At 59.7% G+C, this 18,690-nt stretch carries 21 protein-coding genes and 1 tRNA gene; 9 read left to right on the top strand and 13 right to left on the bottom strand.

Going from position 1 to position 18,690, the window contains the following annotated elements:
- Positions 1-380 precede the first annotated feature (380 nt).
- Positions 381-1,232 carry a GNAT family N-acetyltransferase gene (locus ACUN0G_RS09600; RefSeq protein WP_445573206.1) on the top strand — a complete coding sequence of 284 codons (852 nt, stop codon included), beginning with the start codon at positions 381-383 and terminating at the stop codon, positions 1,230-1,232.
- Between the two features lie 21 nt (positions 1,233-1,253).
- Complete coding sequence (locus ACUN0G_RS09595; protein ID WP_445573205.1) at positions 1,254-1,967, top strand: cupin domain-containing protein; 714 nt, start codon at positions 1,254-1,256, stop codon at positions 1,965-1,967.
- Between the two features lie 8 nt (positions 1,968-1,975).
- Here ACUN0G_RS09595 and ACUN0G_RS09590 read toward each other — a convergent pair whose 3' ends face one another.
- Complete coding sequence (locus ACUN0G_RS09590) at positions 1,976-2,860, bottom strand: LysR family transcriptional regulator (protein ID WP_017478853.1); 885 nt, start codon at positions 2,858-2,860, stop codon at positions 1,976-1,978.
- Positions 2,861-2,955: 95 nt separating this feature from the next.
- On the opposite strand from ACUN0G_RS09590, the gene ACUN0G_RS09585 reads away from it, so the two are divergent.
- From ACUN0G_RS09585 to ACUN0G_RS09570, 4 genes are all read left to right on the top strand, one after another.
- Positions 2,956-4,092: a DSD1 family PLP-dependent enzyme gene (locus tag ACUN0G_RS09585; RefSeq protein WP_445573204.1), complete on the top strand. Its 1,137-nt coding sequence runs from the start codon at positions 2,956-2,958 to the stop codon at positions 4,090-4,092.
- On the top strand, positions 4,082-5,266 hold the full coding sequence (locus tag ACUN0G_RS09580; RefSeq protein ID WP_330208806.1) for an NAD(P)/FAD-dependent oxidoreductase: 1,185 nt from the start codon (positions 4,082-4,084) through the stop codon (positions 5,264-5,266). The genes ACUN0G_RS09585 and ACUN0G_RS09580 overlap by 11 nt, the downstream gene beginning before the upstream one ends.
- Positions 5,263-6,108, top strand: a complete 846-nt coding sequence (locus tag ACUN0G_RS09575; RefSeq protein ID WP_445573203.1) for a GNAT family N-acetyltransferase — start codon at positions 5,263-5,265, stop codon at positions 6,106-6,108. Before ACUN0G_RS09580 ends, ACUN0G_RS09575 begins: the two co-directional genes overlap by 4 nt.
- Before the next feature lie 146 nt (positions 6,109-6,254).
- Complete coding sequence (locus ACUN0G_RS09570) at positions 6,255-7,700, top strand: aldehyde dehydrogenase family protein (protein WP_258344724.1); 1,446 nt, start codon at positions 6,255-6,257, stop codon at positions 7,698-7,700.
- 83 nt (positions 7,701-7,783) lie between these two features.
- On the opposite strand, the gene ACUN0G_RS09565 is transcribed toward ACUN0G_RS09570, so the two are convergent.
- The 9 genes from ACUN0G_RS09565 to thrS form a co-directional block, all read right to left on the bottom strand.
- Positions 7,784-7,860 (bottom strand) — tRNA-Pro (locus ACUN0G_RS09565).
- A gap of 90 nt (positions 7,861-7,950) precedes the next feature.
- Positions 7,951-8,307 (bottom strand): MerR family transcriptional regulator, encoded by a 357-nt coding sequence (locus ACUN0G_RS09560; protein WP_003219935.1) that lies wholly within the window; start codon positions 8,305-8,307, stop codon positions 7,951-7,953.
- Positions 8,288-8,590 carry an integration host factor subunit alpha gene (gene ihfA, locus ACUN0G_RS09555; protein WP_002553164.1) on the bottom strand — a complete coding sequence of 101 codons (303 nt, stop codon included), beginning with the start codon at positions 8,588-8,590 and terminating at the stop codon, positions 8,288-8,290. Before ihfA ends, ACUN0G_RS09560 begins: the two co-directional genes overlap by 20 nt.
- Before the next feature lie 3 nt (positions 8,591-8,593).
- Positions 8,594-10,972 carry a phenylalanine--tRNA ligase subunit beta gene (gene pheT / locus ACUN0G_RS09550; RefSeq protein ID WP_445573202.1) on the bottom strand — a complete coding sequence of 793 codons (2,379 nt, stop codon included), beginning with the start codon at positions 10,970-10,972 and terminating at the stop codon, positions 8,594-8,596.
- 26 nt (positions 10,973-10,998) lie between these two features.
- Positions 10,999-12,015, bottom strand: coding sequence for a phenylalanine--tRNA ligase subunit alpha (gene pheS / locus ACUN0G_RS09545; protein WP_063031643.1), 1,017 nt, complete (start codon positions 12,013-12,015; stop codon positions 10,999-11,001).
- Between the two features lie 109 nt (positions 12,016-12,124).
- On the bottom strand, positions 12,125-12,481 hold the full coding sequence (gene rplT / locus ACUN0G_RS09540; protein ID WP_003219940.1) for a 50S ribosomal protein L20: 357 nt from the start codon (positions 12,479-12,481) through the stop codon (positions 12,125-12,127).
- Between the two features lie 28 nt (positions 12,482-12,509).
- Positions 12,510-12,704: a 50S ribosomal protein L35 gene (gene rpmI / locus ACUN0G_RS09535; protein ID WP_002553160.1), complete on the bottom strand. Its 195-nt coding sequence runs from the start codon at positions 12,702-12,704 to the stop codon at positions 12,510-12,512.
- A gap of 59 nt (positions 12,705-12,763) precedes the next feature.
- A complete protein-coding gene (gene infC, locus ACUN0G_RS09530) occupies positions 12,764-13,315 on the bottom strand; it encodes a translation initiation factor IF-3 (RefSeq protein WP_169875357.1) in 552 nt (183 codons plus the stop codon).
- A complete protein-coding gene (thrS, locus tag ACUN0G_RS09525; protein WP_445573201.1) occupies positions 13,315-15,237 on the bottom strand; it encodes a threonine--tRNA ligase in 1,923 nt (640 codons plus the stop codon). The genes infC and thrS overlap by 1 nt, the downstream gene beginning before the upstream one ends.
- Positions 15,238-15,601: 364 nt before the next feature.
- Here thrS and ACUN0G_RS09520 point away from each other — a divergent pair, with 364 nt between their 5' ends.
- Entirely contained in the window at positions 15,602-15,916 is a 315-nt protein-coding gene (locus tag ACUN0G_RS09520) for a hypothetical protein (protein ID WP_258348801.1), read from the top strand.
- Positions 15,917-16,205: 289 nt separating this feature from the next.
- On the top strand, positions 16,206-16,418 hold the full coding sequence (locus tag ACUN0G_RS09515; protein WP_003179963.1) for a cold-shock protein: 213 nt from the start codon (positions 16,206-16,208) through the stop codon (positions 16,416-16,418).
- 73 nt (positions 16,419-16,491) lie between these two features.
- Here ACUN0G_RS09515 and ACUN0G_RS09510 read toward each other — a convergent pair whose 3' ends face one another.
- Positions 16,492-16,812 carry an I78 family peptidase inhibitor gene (locus ACUN0G_RS09510; RefSeq protein WP_017478844.1) on the bottom strand — a complete coding sequence of 107 codons (321 nt, stop codon included), beginning with the start codon at positions 16,810-16,812 and terminating at the stop codon, positions 16,492-16,494.
- A gap of 147 nt (positions 16,813-16,959) precedes the next feature.
- Positions 16,960-17,265 (bottom strand): hypothetical protein, encoded by a 306-nt coding sequence (locus ACUN0G_RS09505; RefSeq protein WP_258344722.1) that lies wholly within the window; start codon positions 17,263-17,265, stop codon positions 16,960-16,962.
- A gap of 143 nt (positions 17,266-17,408) precedes the next feature.
- Here ACUN0G_RS09505 and ACUN0G_RS09500 point away from each other — a divergent pair, with 143 nt between their 5' ends.
- Positions 17,409-17,621 (top strand): hypothetical protein, encoded by a 213-nt coding sequence (locus tag ACUN0G_RS09500; RefSeq protein WP_076014608.1) that lies wholly within the window; start codon positions 17,409-17,411, stop codon positions 17,619-17,621.
- A gap of 33 nt (positions 17,622-17,654) precedes the next feature.
- Here ACUN0G_RS09500 and ACUN0G_RS09495 read toward each other — a convergent pair whose 3' ends face one another.
- Complete coding sequence (locus ACUN0G_RS09495) at positions 17,655-18,683, bottom strand: nucleoside hydrolase (RefSeq protein WP_421551661.1); 1,029 nt, start codon at positions 18,681-18,683, stop codon at positions 17,655-17,657.
- Positions 18,684-18,690: the final 7 nt, after the last annotated feature.

Here is an 18,690-nt window from a genome sequence, read left to right as displayed (position 1 = left end):
GACCTTCGCTCAATACAAACCACCGTTTTGGTGGCCGGGCTCAGCAGACTTTGCGGTGCGCGCCAGGCTTGGGCAGGGCCTGTGTTTGTGCGCTTTTAGGGGGCTTTTGGGGGCAGAAAGGCTTAAGGACGGGGGTGCAGGCGGCAGAAAGTGTGGCTGGCCGGGATTGCTTGCATGGCCGTGACCGCGCGATGGAGATGTACTCGAAAAACACCCTTGGCATTTGCTGCTGCCCCCCTACCCCAATTAAGTAGTAACTGTGGCCGCGCAACACACTGCCCAAGGAATCTGCCGAATATTCCCGACCCACTTGCCAGCCTCTAAAACAGGTGGGATACAAGCAGCCTCGTGCTGCACAAAACGCTCTATGGAGGCTCGCCATGTCCGCCCTGCCACACCCTGCTTATGTATACCGCCCGATGACCGCGGCCGATCTACCGGCCGCCCATGCCTTGTCGGTGCAACTCAAATGGCCTCACCGCCTGGAAGACTGGGCCATGTTGCAACGTGTCAGCGACGGTTTCGTGGTGATGGATGGCGAGCGTCTGATCGGCAGCGCCTTCACCTGCCCCCAGGGCGACTACGCCACCATCGGCCTGGTGATCGTCAGCAATGACTACCAGGGCCAGGGCATCGGCCGTCGCTTGATGGAAAAAGCCCTCGCCGCGTGCGATGCGCGCACGCCGGTCCTCAACGCCACCCTCGCCGGCGCCCCGCTGTATACCAGCCAGGGGTTTGTCGAATTTGGGCGAGTGCAGCAACATCAGGGCCAGGCGTTGGTGCCCGCCCTGCCGGGACTGGCCGATGGCGAAACCTGCCGCGCCCTGCACGCCGACGACCACCCCAACCTGCTCGCGCTGGCCAAAGCCGCCAGTGGCCTGGACCGCCGCGAAGTACTGCGTGACCTGCAGGTGGAACACGCGGTGGGCATCGAGCGCGACGGCCAGCTACGCGGCTTCGCCCTGCTGCGGCCGTTTGGTCGTGGGCGCTGCATTGGCCCGGTGGTTGCCGAAAACATCGATCAGGCCAAGCACTTGATCGCGGTACTGCTGGCCCAGGTGCCGGATGCCTTTGTCCGCATCGACATTCCCGTCGCCTGCGGCCTCAGCGACTGGCTCGAAAGCGCCGGCCTGAAGAACATCGACACCGTCGCGCAGATGGCACTGGGCACGCCGCCCCGGGCCAGCCACGGCGTACTCCCTTTTGCCCTGATCACCCAGGCGATCGGCTGACTTTCCTCCCGGAGCATTCCCATGTCCTCTCCCCGTATCCTGCTGTTGGCTCGCGCCGACGGCAGCCGAATTGCCACGTCTTTCAATACCGGCGCCTTGAGCACGCTGGACCCCTTCGGCGACACCCGCCAACTCGCCTGGCTGGGCGACGATGGCGTGTCCGCAGGGCTGGTGACCTTTAGCGGCGAAGCCGTGATCGAAGACTTCCCCCACAGCGAAACACTGGTGGTGCACGCAGGCCATGTGGTGCTCGGCAGTGCAGAACAGACATTGGAACTGGGGGTCGGCAGCAGCGCCGTGATCGGTCGTGGTACACGCCTCACGGTGCAGGCGAGCGCAGGCAGCCAATGGGCGTTCTGCGCCGTCGACCAAGCCGATGCTCCGGCGCGCCCGGGCCTGACCTTGCTCGCCCGGCATACGATGCTCAATCCCTCCGCCGCGCCCGAGCCACAGATCCTGATCGGCCCTACCCCGCAGTGCCGCGCGTTGAACCTGTTCGATGATGAAGTCACTGAGTTGCGCATCGGCATCTGGGACTCGACGCCCTACGCCCGCCACGGCCGCCCGCACAAACTGCATGAATTGATGCACCTGCTCGAAGGCTGCGTCACGCTGCAAGACGACGAGGGGGTTGCGGTGACGGTCAACCGTGGCGACACGGTATTCGTGGCCAAAGGTGCGCCGTGTGCCTGGAACAGCACGGTGTATGTACGCAAGGTCTACGCCGTGAAATAAGGCGCAGATCAGGCTTTCAGCGCCTCTTCCATAAACGCCACCAATGCCTGGACGCGCGGGCTGCGAAGCTTGCGCGACGGCACCAGGAGGATGATCGGCGCACTGTCAAAACTCCAGTCTGCCAACACGCGCACCAGGCTGCCGCTGGCAACGGCGTCGCTGACATCCCACTGCGAACGCAGCACCAACCCCAAGCCTTGCTCGGCCCATCGCCGGGCAACGCTGCCATCGTTGCTCAGCAACGCCGGCTCCACGCGCAGCGTCTTGCGGCCCTGCCCCTTGCGCAGGTGCCACAGCGTAACGTCCTCATCATTTTCACGAATGCAAATGCAGCGATGGGACGCCAGTTCATCCGGTGATGACGGCACACCGTGGGCCTGCAGGTAGGCTGGGCTCGCGCATAACCAGCGCTCGTTGGGCGTGAGCGACCGCGCCGTCCACAGGCTGTCATTGAGATGGCCGATGTGAATCACCGCATCGCTATCATGACGATCAGGCCAGGGGGTCTCGCGCAAATCCAGGTGCAGGCACAGCTGGGGGTGCATCCTGGCAAAACGCGCCAACAGCGGTGCGATTCGCTGCCGACCATAGCCAAATGGCGCCGCCAACCTCAAGGTGCCCACCAGCGTTTCATCCTTTTGCCTGAACGATTCCGGCAGCGCTTCGAGCTGCTCCAGCAGCAGCGCACTTTCCCGCGAGAACCGCTCGCCATCTGCCGTAAGGCTGAGGCGTCGGGCGTCGCGATTGGCCAGGGTCAGCCCCAGGAAGGTCTCCAGTTTACGCAGGCGCATGGAGAGCGCCGGCGGGGTGACGTTCAGGGCTCTGGCCGCAGCGCTCAGTGATTCAGAGCGCGCAAGGGTGACGGCCAGCCGCAGGTCTTCGATGGAAATCATTCAATTTTACTTAATGATTGATTAGCCATGATTGAACCACAACTTAAGGACAGCTGAGTAGAGTGCCGCCTGTACCCAGTCACTCGAGTTCCGCCATGTCCCTGCAGATTGCCTCCCTAGACACACCTGTCGCACTCATCGACCTTACGCGAATGCAGCACAACATCCAGCGTATGCAAGCGCGCATGGGCACCCTTGGCGTCCGTTTGCGCCCGCACATCAAAACCAGCAAGTGCTTGCCGGTGATCCAGGCACAGATTGACGCAGGCGCCAGCGGCGTCACGGTTTCCACCCTCAAAGAGGCCGAGCATTGTTTCGCCGCAGGCATCAGCGACGTGTTCTACGCCGTTGCCATCGCACCGGGCAAGTTGCCTCAGGCCCTGGCCCTGCGGCGCAAAGGCTGCAACTTGAGCCTGCTCACCGACAGCGTCTCAGGCGCCCGCGCCATCGTCGCGTTCGCGCAGCAACATGACGAACGCTTCGACGTCTGGATCGAGATCGATTGCGACGGCCATCGCTCAGGCCTGGCCCCGCAAGACCCTGTGCTGATTGAGGTGGCGCACCTCCTCAACGACGGCGGTATGCGCCTGCGGGGGGTGATGACCCACGCGGGCTCCAGTTACGAGCTGGACACCCTTGAAGCCCTGCAAGCACTGGCCGAACAGGAACGTGCCCTCTGTGTACGCGCCGCCCACACCATTCGCGAAACCGGGCTGGCGTGCGCCGAGGTCAGTATCGGCTCAACCCCCACCGCCCTCTCGGCCCTGAACCTGGACGGCGTCACCGAAGTGCGGGCGGGCGTGTATGTGTTCTTTGACCTGGTGATGCGCAACATTGGCGTGTGTCAGGCCGACGAGTTGGCACTCAGCGTACTGACCACGGTGATCGGCCATCAGCCGGACAAAGGCTGGATAATCACCGACGCCGGCTGGATGGCCATGAGCCGTGACCGTGGCACACAGCGCCAGCGCCAGGACTTCGGTTACGGCCAAGTGTGTACCGAAGCCGGCGACTGGATCGACGGCGCGCTGGTCACGGGCGCCAATCAGGAACATGGCGTCGTCACCCTGGGCACCGCCGCCAGTGGCGACCTTGTTACGCGCTTCCCCATCGGCAGCCGGCTGCGCATTCTCCCCAACCATGCCTGCGCCACCGGCGCGCAGTTCCCGGACTATCACGCCGTGGACGCCAAAGGCGACGTGCACACCTGGAGCCGCCTCCATGGCTGGTAATCAACCAGGTTCGAAAAGCCAGGTGCTGATTATCGGGGGCGGCATCATGGGCGCCTCGTCGGCGTTTTTCCTGCGCCGGCGCGGCTGCTCGGTCACGCTGCTGGAGCGCGACCAGATCGGTCAGTACGCCAGCGGTGTGAACTTCGGCAACGTGCGTCGCCAGGGCCGCTACCTGGGTCAACTGGAGCTGGCCAATCGTTCTTGGGCGCTGTGGAAACGCCTGCCCGAGCTGATCGATGACGACCTGGAGTTCATCCCCAGTGGCCACATGCGCGTGTGCTACCGCGAAGATGAAATCGCTGAACTTGAGGCCTACGCCGCCGCGCCGGAAGCCGCGCAACTGGACTTGAAAATCTATCGCGGCGCCGAGCTGCACCGGCGCTTTGGTTTCCTCGGCCCGGAGGTGAAAGGCGGCTCCTATGCGCCTCACGATGGTCATGCCAACCCGCGCCTCGCCGCGCCGGCGTTTGCCCGTGCAGCCCGGCGTCTCGGGGCACGAATCGAAGAAAAGACCGAAGTCGCCGACGTGGAAAAGGTCAATGGTTTGTTCCAAGTCACCACCACCGATGGGCAACTGTTCGTCGCCGAGCAGCTGTTGATTACCGCCGGCGCCTGGGCTGCCCGCTTGTCCGAGCGCTTTGGTGAGCCGGTGCCGCTGGAGCCCAACGGCCCGCAGATGTCGGTCACGGAACCGGTGCCCTACGCCTTGCCGACCGTGATCGGTGTGTTCACCAAAATCAAGGAAGAGGTGATCTACTTCCGCCAGATCCCGCGCGGCAACATCATCATCGGCGGCGGCAACCGCTGTACGCCGGACATGATCAACCGACGGGCGTTTTTCAAACCCGAAAGCCTGCTCAACCAGATGCGCCAAATGCGGCGACTGTTACCGGGAGCCGAGAAGCTGAACATCATCCGCGTGTGGAGCGGTATCGAGAGCTACACCCCGGACTCCCTACCGGTGATGGGCCCGAGCGGCAGCGTGGACGGGTTGTTTTATGCCTTCGGTTTCTGTGGGCACGGCTTCCAGCTTGGCCCCGGCGTGGGGGATGTCATGGCCGAGCTGATCAGCACCGGCAGCACCAGCACCTTGATCAGCCCCTTCGATATCCGACGGTTTACCCAACCCTCTGCGGTGCCTGCAAACGCCCCCACTACAGGAAAACTGATATGAGCCACGCCTACGTTTATCGGACAGTCACCGCCGCCGACATGCCCGCCGCCCACGCGCTGTCCGTGCACCTGAAATGGCCTCACCGCGAGGAAGATTGGGCGATGGTGCAACGCACGTCCGAAGGCTTTGTCGCTGAACATGACGGCAAATTAGTGGGCGTGGCATTCGCCTGCCATCAGGGGGCTTATTCCTCCATCGGCCTGGTGATTGTGAGCGAGCAACACCAGGGCAAAGGCATCGGGCGCCAGCTGATGAACCTGTGCCTGGACGCTACGGCCCCACGTACGCCGATCCTCAATGCAACCGAGTCAGGGGCGCCGTTGTACACCAGCCTGGGCTTCGTCGACTTTGCGCGCATTCAGCAACATCAGGGCGTAGCGCAAGCTCCGGCACCCATGCCGTTGACCCGGCATGCCCACTGTCGCGTATTGAGCCTGGCTGATTACCCCACGGTGATCGAACTGGCCAATGCCGGCAGCGGCCTGGACCGCACCGAGGTACTCAACGACCTGCTGCCCACTGCCGAGCATGTGGTTGGCATCGAGGTCGAAGGGCAACTCAACGGTTGCGCCCTGCTCCGCCGATTTGGTCGGGGCCATATCATTGGTCCTGTCGTTGCACACAATCAGGAACAGGCCCGACAGTTGATCACTCACCTGCTGCGGTTGATCCCGGGTCAGTTCGTGCGCTTCGACATTCCCACCGCCTGCGGGTTGGCCGACTGGCTGGAAAGCCTGGGGCTGCCATGCGTCGACAAAGCGCCGCGAATGGTCTTGGGTGTGCCCCCGCAATCAAGCGGCGGCATCAACCAGTTTGCGCTGGTGACGCAAGCAATCGGCTAGGTCGCAACGTCAGCCTGCCAGATTCAGCAGATTATCCCTTGCAACGTTGAATAACGGCATCTTCGGGCTGGGACCTTTTGCTAGCTTAGCGAGACACCGGGCCTTGCTGTTCGCAGCGCCTATTGCCGCTCCAGGGAGCCAGTTGGATGACCATACACGTTTCGAACCAAACGTCTCAGCAGCTTTACATCGACGGCAGCTGGGTTTCCCCGACCATTGCCGCCAGTTTGCCGGTGGTCAACCCGGCCAGTGAGGAGGTGGTTGCACAGGTCGCAAGCGGGTCTGCCGAGGATGTGGATCGTGCCGTTGCGGCAGCACGTGCGGCGTTTGCCGGTTGGTCTGCAACGCCCGCGGCGTCCAGGGCGTTGGTGCTTGGGAAAATCCACGCGCTTATCCTTGAGCGCAAAGAGCAGCTTGCACAGGCGCTCTCCCTGGAAATGGGCGCCGCCATCGGCTTCGCTCGGGCGATGCAAGTGCCGTTGGCGGCCGAACACGTTCGGGTCGCTCGTGACTTGCTGTCCAGCTATTGCTTCCAGACGGTGGAAGGCGGTACCGCCATCCAGCGCGAACCCATAGGCGTCTGCGGTCTTATCACGCCGTGGAACTGGCCGTTGTATCAGATCACCGCCAAAGTCGCCCCGGCCATCGCTGCCGGTTGCACCGTGGTCTTGAAACCCAGCGAACTGTCGCCGCTGAGCGCCCTGCTGTTTGCACAACTGGTGCATGACGCAGGCCTGCCGCCTGGGGTGTTCAACCTGGTCAATGGAAGCGGTGCCCAGGTTGGCGCAGCCATGGCGGCACATCCGGATATCGACATGATCTCGATCACCGGCTCCAACCGCGCAGGCGCGCTGGTTGCCCAAGCGGCAGCCCCGACGGTGAAACGCGTCACCCAGGAACTGGGGGGCAAGTCGCCGAATGTGCTGCTGCCCGATGCCGACTTCGCCAAGGCCGTCCCGCTGGGGGTCATGTCCGCGTTTCGCAACGTCGGGCAATCGTGCAGCGCGCCGACCCGCATGATCGTGCCAATAAACCGCTTGGCCGAGGTCGAAGCCCTGGCGGCGGCGACCGCAAATGCACTCATCGTTGGCGACCCGCAATCGGAAGACACGCAGTTGGGGCCCATCGCCAACGAAGCCCAGTTCAACCGCGTCCAGGCGATGATCCAGGCAGGCCTCGACGAGGGTGCGAAACTGGTGTGCGGTGGGCCTGGGCGTGTGCTGGGTTTCGACAAGGGGTTCTATACCCGCCCCACGGTTTTCTCCGAAGTGAACAGCGCCATGCGCATTGCCCAGGAAGAAATCTTCGGCCCGGTGCTGTGCATCATTGCGTATGAGACGGTGGATGAAGCCGTCGCCATCGCCAACGACACGGTATACGGCCTGGGCGCCCACGTTCAGGGCCACGACTTGACGCAGGCACGTGCCGTGGCGTCGCGTATTCGTGCGGGGCAAGTGCACCTGAACTACCCGGCGTGGAATCCGATGGCGCCGTTTGGTGGCTACAAGCGCTCAGGGAATGGTCGGGAGTATGGCGTGCAGGGGTTTGAGGAGTATCTGGAAACCAAGGCAATTATTGGATTTGGTGAGTGAGGCATGGGCCTGTGGCAAGGGCATAATTTTGCAGGCATGAAAAAGCCCAAGCGTTACCGCTTGGGCTAAGTCATTGAATTATATGGTCGGGACGGAGTGATTCGAACACTCGACCCCTAGCACCCCATGCTAGTGCGCTACCGGACTGCGCTACGCCCCGACTAGGCGTTTTACTGGGTTCGCTTCGCAACGAAGCGATCAGGAATATACCGCAAGCTTTTGAAATGTGGAAGTATTTTAAAAGCCGGAATTACTTCTTCAAAACCACCAGCACATCTTCCAGTTCGGAGATCATCTGGCGGATCATTTGCTTGTATTGGGTGGTGTCGTCTTTGGCTTCATCACCGGACATACGCTGGCGCGCGCCGCTGATGGTGAACCCCTGGTCGTACAGCAACGCGCGGATCTGTCGGATCATCAGCACATCCTGGCGCTGATAATACCGACGGTTCCCGGTGCGTTTGACGGGGTTGAGTTGAGGAAACTCCTGCTCCCAATAGCGCAGCACGTGCGGTTTTACCGCACAGAGCTCGCTGACTTCACCGATGGTGAAGTAGCGTTTGCCTGGGATGACGGGCAGTTCGTCGTTATGACTTGGTTCCAGCATAAGCCTCAACTCGGGCCTTCAACTTCTGCCCTGGACGAAAGGTGACCACACGGCGAGCCGTGATCGGGATTTCTTCTCCCGTTTTTGGATTGCGGCCAGGCCGCTGGCGTTTGTCCCGCAGGTCAAAATTGCCGAAACCGGACAATTTGACCTGTTCGTTGTCTTCAAGAGCGTGCCTGATTTCTTCAAAGAACAGCTCGACCAATTCCTTGGCCTCGCGCTTGTTCAGGCCCAGCTCTTCATACAGACGTTCCGCCATCTCAGCTTTCGTCAAAGCCCCCATACGTCACTTCCTTAACGTGGCGTTTAACCTTTGTTCGAGCGAGGTGAGGATATTTTGTGTCGTCGTATTCACCTCATCGTCATTAAGAGTGCGCGATGGATGCTGCCAGGTCAAGCCAACTGCAAGGCTTTTTCTATGCGGATCAATGCCTTTACCCTGATAAACGTCAAATAGCCTGAGGTCTGTCAGCCATTCCCCTGCATTTTCACGGATTACGTCCAGAACAGCACTGGCCGCAACGCCTTGATCGGCAATCAGCGCCAGATCACGTCGTACTTCAGGGAAACGCGACAACTCGCTGAATTCAGGCATTTTGCCCAAGGCCACTTCAGCCAAGACTAGCTCAAAAACGAAGACTGGACGGTCCAGCCCCAAGGTTTTCGACAGTTCGGGGTGAATCGCGCCAACGAAGCCCACCAGGCGACCTTCACGTTCGATACGCGCGGTCTGGCCCGGATGCAACGCCGGGTGTTTGCCAGGGGTGAAAGTGAAGGCATCCAGCGCACCGGCAAAGCCCAGCACCGCTTCCACATCCGCCTTGACGTCGAAGAAGTCGACGGTCTCGCGACCTTGTGCCCAGCCTTCCGGCAGGCGGCTGCCGCAGACGACGCCAGCCAGCATCGGCTCTTGCTTCAGGCCGTCCAACTGACCGACAAAACGCAGGCCGCTTTCGAACAGGCGCACACGATCTTGTTGACGGTTCAGGTTGTGGGAAAGCGCTTTCACCAAGCCAGGCCACAGCGACGAGCGCATGGCGGCCATGTCGTTGGAGATCGGGTTAGCCAGCAACAGCGGCTCGACACCCGGGTTGAACAGTTCGAACTGCTTCGGATCGATGAAGCTGTAGGTCACCGCTTCCTGATAACCACGGGCAACCAGCAGGCGACGCAGTTCCGGCAGGTGTGCTCGGGCTTCAGCTTTCGGCTGCGGCGCCAGGCGCGCTTGCGGGTAACGAACCGGCAGGCGGTTGTAGCCGTACAGGCGGGCCAGCTCTTCGATCAGGTCGACTTCCAGGCTGATATCGAAGCGATGGCTTGGCACTTCTACGTGCCACTGCCCTGCTTCACCTGCAGAGATGCCGAGGCCGAGTGCCGACAGCAGGCGCTCGATTTCAACCGGGTCGATCACCAGGCCGAGCATTTGCTCAACGGCCTTGGCACGCAGGGCGATCGGTGCAACCGATGGCAGGTGCTGCTCGCTGACGGTTTCGATGATCGGGCCGGCTTCGCCACCAGTGATTTCCAGCAGCAGGCCAGTGGCGCGCTCCATGGCTTCACGGGCCAATTGCCAGTCCACGCCACGCTCGTAGCGGTGCGAGGCGTCGGTGTGCAGGCCGTAGGAACGGGCCTTGCCAGCGATGGCGATCTGATCAAAGAAGGCGCTTTCGAGAAAGATGTCGCGAGTGGTTGCGGACACGCCGCTGTGCTCGCCACCCATCACGCCGGCAATCGCCAGGGCGCGGGAATGGTCAGCAATCACCAGGGTGTCGGCACGCAGGCTGACTTCCTGGCCGTCGAGCAGTACCAGCTTCTCGCCTTCCTCGGCCATGCGCACGCGGATGCCGCCATTGATTTCAGCGAGGTCGAAGGCGTGCAGCGGTTGGCCCAGTTCCAACATCACGTAGTTGGTGATGTCGACGGCAGCATCGATGCTGCGTACTTCGGAACGACGCAGGCGCTCAACCATCCACAGCGGGGTTGGCTTTGACAGGTCGACGTTACGGATCACACGACCCAGGTAACGCGGGCAGGCGTTGGGAGCCAGCACTTCGACCGAACGCACTTCGTCGTGCACTGCAGGTACCGCTGCAACCACAGGACGGGTCACGGTCGCGGCGTACAGCGCACCGACTTCACGCGCCAGGCCCGCCAGGGACAGGCAGTCGCCGCGGTTCGGGGTCAGGTCGACCTCGATGCTGGCGTCTTCCAGTTCCAGGTAAACACGGATGTCCTGACCCACTGGCGCATCGGCCGGCAGTTCCATCAGCCCATCATTGCCTTCACCGACCTGCAGCTCCGCCTGGGAGCACAGCATGCCGTTGGACTCAACGCCACGCAGCTTGGCCTTCTTGATCTTGAAGTCGCCTGGCAGTTCGGCACCGATCATGGCGAACGGGATTTTCAGGCCCGGGCGCACGTTTGGCGCTCCGCACACGACCTGGAAGGTTTCCGCGCCGTTGCTGACCTGGCACACACGCAACTTGTCAGCGTCCGGATGTTGCTCGGTGCTCAGCACCTCGCCCACTACCACGCCACTGAAAACACCGGCAGCCGGCGTCACACTATCGACCTCAAGGCCGGCCATCGACAGACGAGCAACCAGCTCGTCGCGACTTACCTGCGGGCTTACCCAGCCACGCAGCCATTGTTCACTGAATTTCATCCTGCTCTCCTAAAGATCCGTTACGACTAGCGAAATTGCGCGAGGAACCGCAAGTCGTTGTCGAAGAACAGACGCAAGTCGTTCACGCCGTAACGCAGCATGGCCAGACGCTCGACGCCCATGCCGAAGGCAAAGCCCGAGAACTCTTCCGGGTCGATCCCGGACATGCGCAGCACGTTGGGGTGAACCATGCCGCAACCCATCACTTCCAGCCAGCCGGTCTGTTTGCAGACGCGGCAGCCTTTACCGCTGCACATCACGCATTCCATATCGACTTCAGCGGATGGCTCGGTGAACGGGAAGAATGAGGGACGGAAACGCACCGCCAGCTCCTTCTCGAAGAACACCCGCAGGAACTCTTCGATGGTGCCTTTGAGGTCGGCGAAGTTGATGTCGCGATCAACCAGCAGGCCTTCGACCTGGTGGAACATCGGCGAATGGGTGATATCGGAGTCGCTGCGGTACACACGGCCTGGGCAGACGATGCGGATCGGCGGCTTCTGCGATTCCATGGTGCGGACCTGTACCGGCGAGGTATGGGTGCGCAGCAGCATGTTCGCGTTGAAATAGAAGGTGTCATGCATCGACCGGGCCGGGTGGTGGCCTGGGATGTTGAGCGCCTCGAAGTTGTGATAGTCGTCTTCGACCTCAGGGCCTTCGGCAATGCCGTAGCCGATGTGGGTGAAGAACTGCTCGATACGTTCCAGAGTCCGGGTAATCGGATGCAGGCCGCCCGAGGTCTGGCCACGGCCAGGCAGGGTTACGTCAATGGACTCGGCGGCGAGCTTGGCCGCAAGATCGGCCTCCTCGAGCGACGCCTTGCGCGCATTGAGAACCTCTGTAACACGCTCCTTGGCCACGTTGATCAGCGCACCGACTTGCGGACGCTCTTCAGCCGGCAAATTCCCCAGGGTCTTCATCACCTGAGTCAATTCACCCTTTTTGCCAAGGTAGTGAACCCGGATTTGCTCCAGGGCATTGATATCTTCTGCGCGTTGCACAGCCTCTAGTGCTTGAGAGACCAGCGCATCCAGGTTTTCCATGTACAGACTCCAGATACAAAATAGGGGAAGAGCTTGAAGGCTCTTCCCCTATTTAAGACGTTTAACACCTTGGGCCGCGGAAGCGACCCAGGGTGACTGTCGGGGGTACTTAAGCCAAGGTGGCTTTAGCTTTCTCGACAATCGCAGCAAACGCCGCTTTTTCGTTCACTGCCAGATCAGCCAGAACCTTACGGTCGATCTCGATGGACGCTTTTTTCAGGCCAGCGATGAAACGGCTGTAGGACAGACCGTTAACACGTGCACCAGCATTGATACGAGCGATCCACAGAGCGCGGAACTGACGTTTTTTCTGACGACGGTCACGGTAGGCGTATTGGCCAGCCTTGATAACCGCTTGCTTGGCAACACGGAATACGCGTGAACGCGCGCCGTAGTAGCCTTTAGCAAGTTTCAGAATTTTCTTGTGGCGCTTACGCGCCATGACGCCACGCTTTACACGAGCCATGAGTTACTTCCTCTATTCTTGACTAAAATTAACGAAGGCGCAGCATGCGCTCGACTTTTGCGACGTCAGACGGATGCAGCAAGCTGCTACCGCGCAGTTGACGCTTACGCTTGGTCGACATTTTAGTCAGGATGTGGCTCTTGAAAGCGTGCTTGTGCTTGATACCGTTAGCAGTTTTCAGAAACCGCTTAGCAGCACCACTTTTAGTTTTCATCTTTGGCATGTTCGGTACTCCGCATTCAGTTGATAAACATAATCAGAAGGCCTGCCGTGCCCTATTGATTACTTCTTCTTTTTCGGGGCGATGACCATAATAAGCTGGCGTCCTTCCATCTTAGGATGCTGTTCGACCGAACCGTACTCGAGCAGGTCAGCTTCAACCCGCTTGAGGAGTTCCATCCCCAGCTCCTGGTGGGCCATCTCACGGCCGCGGAATCGCAAGGATACCTTGGCCCTGTCCCCATCACTCAGGAAACGTACCAGGTTGCGCAGTTTTACCTGGTAATCCCCTTCCTCCGTCCCTGGACGAAACTTGATTTCTTTCACTTGAATCTGCTTCTGGTTCTTCTTCGCCGCGGCAATCTGCTTCTTCTTCTCGAAGATCGACTTGCCGTAGTCCATCACCCGGCAAACGGGTGGGATTGCATCGGCGGAAATTTCCACCAGGTCCAATTTGGACTCTTCAGCAATACGAAGCGCTTCATCAATCGAGACGATGCCAATCTGCTCGCCGTCAGCGCCAATTAACCGAACCTCGCGTGCCGAGATATTCTCGTTGATCGGGGCTTTCGGTGCAGCTCGTTTATCTTGTCTCATTTCACGCTTAATAATAATTACTCCGAATCTGGGCGACCACGCCGGGAAACCGCTTGCGCGAGGAACTCAGCGAACTGGGCGACGGGCATCGAGCCCAGGTCAGCACCTTCACGAGTACGCACAGCGACAGTCTGCATCTCGACTTCCCGATCTCCGATAACCAAAAGATAGGGAACCTTGAGCAAAGTATGCTCGCGGATTTTAAAGCCGATCTTTTCATTTCTCAAGTCGGACTTGGCACGAAATCCGCTTTCATTGAGAGTTTTTTCAACTTCAGCGGCAAAATCTGCCTGTTTATCAGTGATATTCATGATCACTGCCTGGGTCGGAGCCAGCCACGCAGGGAATGCACCCTCGTAGTGCTCGATCAGGATCCCGACGAACCGTTCGAACGAGCCGAGGATCGCCCGGTGCAGCATAACCGGGTGTTTACGGCTGTTGTCTTCGGAGACGTATTCGGCTCCCAGACGGATCGGCAGGTTAAAATCGAGCTGCAGGGTACCACACTGCCAGACGCGACCAAGGCAATCTTTCAGCGAGAACTCGATCTTCGGACCGTAGAACGCGCCCTCGCCCGGCTGCAGGTCGTATGCAAGCCCCGCACTGTCGAGCGCTGCGGCCAGTGCAGCTTCTGCGCGATCCCACAGCTCGTCGGAACCCACGCGTTTTTCCGGACGAGTGGACAGCTTCATTTCGACTTCGGTGAAGCCGAAATCGCGATAAACGTCCATGGTCAGTTTGATGAACGCAGCGGACTCGGCCTGCATCTGCTCTTCGGTGCAGAAGATGTGGGCGTCATCCTGAGTGAAGCCACGTACACGCATAATGCCGTGCAGTGCACCCGATGGCTCGTTACGGTGGCAGGCACCGAACTCGGCCAGGCGCATCGGCAACTCGCGGTAGCTCTTCAGGCCTTGGTTGAACACCTGTACGTGGCACGGGCAGTTCATCGGCTTGATGGCGTAGTCGCGGTTTTCCGACTGGGTGGTGAACATGTTGTCGGCGTAGTTGGCCCAGTGCCCGGATTTCTCCCACAGGCTGCGGTCAACAACTTGCGGCGTCTTGATCTCAAGGTAGCCGTTGTCGCGCTGAACCTTGCGCATGTACTGCTCAAGCACCTGGTACAGGGTCCAGCCGTTCGGATGCCAGAACACCATGCCCGGCGCTTCTTCCTGGAGGTGGAACAGGTTCAGGCGCTTGCCGATCTTGCGATGGTCGCGTTTTTCGGCTTCTTCGATGCGCTGGATGTAGGCCGCCAGCTGCTTCTTATCAGCCCAGGCAGTGCCGTAGATCCGCTGCAGTTGTTCGTTCTTCGCGTCACCGCGCCAGTAGGCACCGGACAGCTTGGTCAGCTTGAACGACTTGAGGAAGCGCGTGTTCGGCACGTGCGGGCCACGGCACATGTCGACGTATTCTTCGTGGTAATACAGGCCCATGGCCTGCTCGTCCGGCATGTCTTCCACCAGGCGCAGCTTGTAGTCTTCGCCGCGGGCAGTGAACACATCGATCACTTCGGCACGCGGAGTGACTTTCTTGATGACGTCGTAATCTTTTTCGATCAGCGCGTGCATGCGCTGCTCGATGGCCGCCAGGTCGTCCGGAGTGAAAGGACGCTCGTAGGCGATGTCGTAATAGAAGCCTTCGTCGATGACCGGGCCGATGACCATCTTCGCGGTTGGGTACAGCTGTTTGACCGCGTGGCCAATCAGGTGCGCGCAAGAGTGGCGAATGATCTCCAGCCCCTCTTGATCCTTGGGCGTAATGATTTGCAGGCTGGCATCGCCGCTGATCAGGTCGCTGGCGTCAACCAGCTTGCCGTCGACCTTGCCGGCCACGGTGGCCTTGGCCAGGCCGGCACCAATGGATGCGGCGACCTCGGCTACGGAAACCGAATGATCGAATGAACGTTGACTGCCGTCGGGAAGAGTAATAGTTGGCATGGCGCCTCCTCTCCTAGTGGTGACCCCTACCAAAGGTCACGTGGGTTGGGATGAGCCAGTACAAGATCCAACACCAGGCCGTTCAAGGATGAACGCCTGCCTTACAGCGGCAGGAGCCTTTCGGCCAACCGGTAATCGAACCAGAGTGACTGGAGTTAAACAAAAAAGACCTTGGCGAGGCGGCATAGGGCGCGCCGGAAAATAGCCAAGCGGAAGATGCTAGCACAGATGAACGGTCATGGTGCCGACGCCGATTAACGAAACGCAAATTCCCGGCTTTTAGGGGCAAAAGTGAACTTGAACTGTACGGCGGCCCTCAAACACACCGAGAATCACTGTTCGTCCATGACTCCAGGAGCATTTCATTATGCGTTTTACCTCGACTTTCGCCCTTGCCGCATCCCTGACCCTCATGTCCCTGGGTGCGCACGCCGCAGCCCCGTCGAACTGGCCCGCCGGTGCACGGGAAGGCTTCATCAAGGATTGCAGTACAGCCGCCCAGCAAAGCGTTGATGCCAAAACCGCCAAAGACCATTGCGAATGTGGCGCGGACAAGATCAATGCCGAATTGAGCACTGCCGAGATCAAAGAGCTCATGACCAACCAGAACGCGAGCCCCGAGCTGAAAAACAAAGCTGTCGCGGCGATTTCGTCCTGCAAAGTCGTGAAGAAAAAGTAATTTTCACAACCCGGCAGACCGGCTAAAGGACCAAAAAACGCCCTGAAAACTGCCATTTCTCACAAATTACGCAGCTTTTACGGCTTTTTTTACCAACTGATATTTCGCCTAAAAGCCCCGTAGTTCGGGGCTTTTAGCCAACCAAGGCATGAAACACAACACGATTGATTAGCAAACAATGCCTTGGGGGGGCTCCCAAGTCGAACATTTCGACTATGATAGCTCGGTGTGCCCAGTTGGCCTGAGCAGCACAGCACTACTGAAAATATATGTTTCTTGGAGATACACCATGTCTAATCGCCAAACCGGCACCGTTAAATGGTTCAACGATGAAAAAGGCTTCGGCTTCATCACTCCTCAAGGTGGCGGTGACGACCTGTTCGTACACTTCAAAGCTATCGAAAGCGACGGTTTCAAAAGCCTGAAAGAAGGCCAAACCGTTTCCTTCGTGGCTGAGAAAGGCCAAAAGGGTATGCAAGCTGCACAGGTTCGCCCAGAGTAATTCTGCGCCGAACTAAAAAAACCCCGTCCATGTGACGGGGTTTTTTATGTGCTGGAGAAAAGCGCTTAAGCAATCAGCCGCAATTGACGCGATTGATCACCAGGTTGTCATCGGTATTGAGGTTCAGGCGATCGGAGCGGTATTCCAGGGTGACCATGTCGTCTGGCTTGAGAATGCGTGCGTTCTGCGCACCTGCGCGGCTACGGGCCTGTTCCAGCAATTGCGGTGAAGCCTTCTGGCCGATTGCGAACTCGGCAGCCTTCGCCTCACAGCGGCTATGACCAGCATCGGTCACGGCAGTGTCTTTGGCTGGCTCAGAGGTACCCGGGGTGCTGCAACCCGTCAAGACAAGCGCAGCCAACAAAGTACCGAATGATGCGAGCTTCCAAGGCATGAAGCCTCCTTTAAGAAAAAATGGGCAGAGACCGTGCGACCGCGGTTTGGCCGATTGGTTTCCGAATTGTCACAATTGGCCATGGGCCAGTCTGCCTGAGTCGACGCTGGGGGCCTGCGAATCAATCGTCACCAGATATGAACGCGCTCAGTAGATGTCGATGTAATCAAACGGCGGCGTCGGCCAGTTCTGCTTGAGCGCGTTGAAAATCTGCATCACCCACACCTCGTCGCTGGCTGCGACGTTGCCGACATAACCGGAACCCGCCGCCCAGGTTTCGAGACGAAACAGCAGGCCGTCGATATCAACACCGCCCACCACACCCGAAGAGATGTAGGCAATGCCGGCTTTGGTGACGCGCAATTGGGTGTGGACGTTGTCACTGGCGGAGGCCAGCAACTGTTTCACAGCCTCCAGCGTCAGGCTCTCGGGGTTGTTCAAATCGATCTGCACGCGGTTTGCCCTGGCAATTAAACAGGCGAACAGTGTCGCACAGCCCTCCCCTCATGCCTAAGTAGCAGTGCCAAACGCTGCGCAAAATGGTTAACTCCACTCGCAAGACAGCACCAACCGCCTTCCAGCCTCGCGAGACACCCATGACCATCGTCACGATCCACGCCGACATCAAAGCCAAGTGGCCCCAAGGGCAAAGCTCCTATAGCCCGGGCAGCCCGGAGGAGTTGGCAATCATCGGTATCGACCTGCTGGTCAAGGAACTGGGGACTCAGGCCGCGCAGGCATTTATCGGCCAGGTATTCGAGAAATACCCGGCCGATCACATGGGAGCACCAGACCCCGAGCGCGAATAAGACCCGGCCGACGAACGCCGACCGGTAAACCGCTTACTTCAGGCGACCAAGACGCTCGGTCAGCAGATCGAAGAAGCCTTGGGCATCGCCGTTTTCAACCCAGAACGCGTTCTTCGGTTGTTTCAGGCCGTCGTACCAATCGACGATGGTCTGGCCGAAGGTCGGGCCTTCACGGCTATCCACCACCACATTGACTTCACGGCCGCTGAACAGCGAAGGCTTGAGCAGGTAGGCAATGACGGTAGCGTCATGTACCGGGCCACCCGGGATGCCGTAGTGCTCCATGTCGCCTTTGACGTATTCATTGAGAATATCGCCCACCACCTTGCTCGCGTTGTTGTTCAACGCAGCGATTTGCTTCAGGCGTGCGTCACTGGTCAGGACTTTGTGGGTCACGTCCAACGGCAGGTAAGTCAGCTTGACGCCGCTTTTGAGCACGATTTCGGCCGCGATCGGATCCGCGAACAGGTTGAACTCGGCCACCGGCGTGATATTGCCACCGTTGAAGTGCGCGCCACCCATCACGACCACTTCCTTGATGCCTTGAGTGATCTCCGGCGCCTGGGTCAATGCCAGCGCCAGGTTGGTCTGCGGGCCAAGCATGGCGATCGTGATGCTGTGGGGCTTGGCGGTGCTCAGGGTCTTGATCAGGTAATCAACGGCATTGCCTTCGGCCAGGCCTTTCTTCGGCTCATGCACGGTGACGCCGGAGATGCCTTCCTTGCCGTGGATGTTTTCGGCGTAGATCGGCGTGCGCAGCATCGGTTTTGGTGCACCGGCGTATACCGGGATTTCCTCGCGCCCTGCCCACTCGCGAGCCAGGCGCGCATTGCGGGAGGTCTTGTCCAGGCGCACGTTACCGGCAACGGTGGTCAGCGCGCGGATGTTCAGCTCATCGGGCGAAGCCATGGCGAACAACAAGGCCACCACATCGTCCGCCCCGGGATCGGTATCGATGATCAGGTCGATTTTTTCCGCCGCGTGGGCGCTTGCAGCAGTTAGGAAGGACAAAAGCAGCACACTCCGGAAAAGGTGTCGCAGGGTTTGGGTACCACGTTGCATGACGCAC

This window comes from Pseudomonas sp. 32A (genome assembly GCF_052682255.1).
The sequence above is the reverse complement of the archived record's forward strand: the minus strand, read 5'-3'. Positions and strand labels throughout refer to the sequence as shown.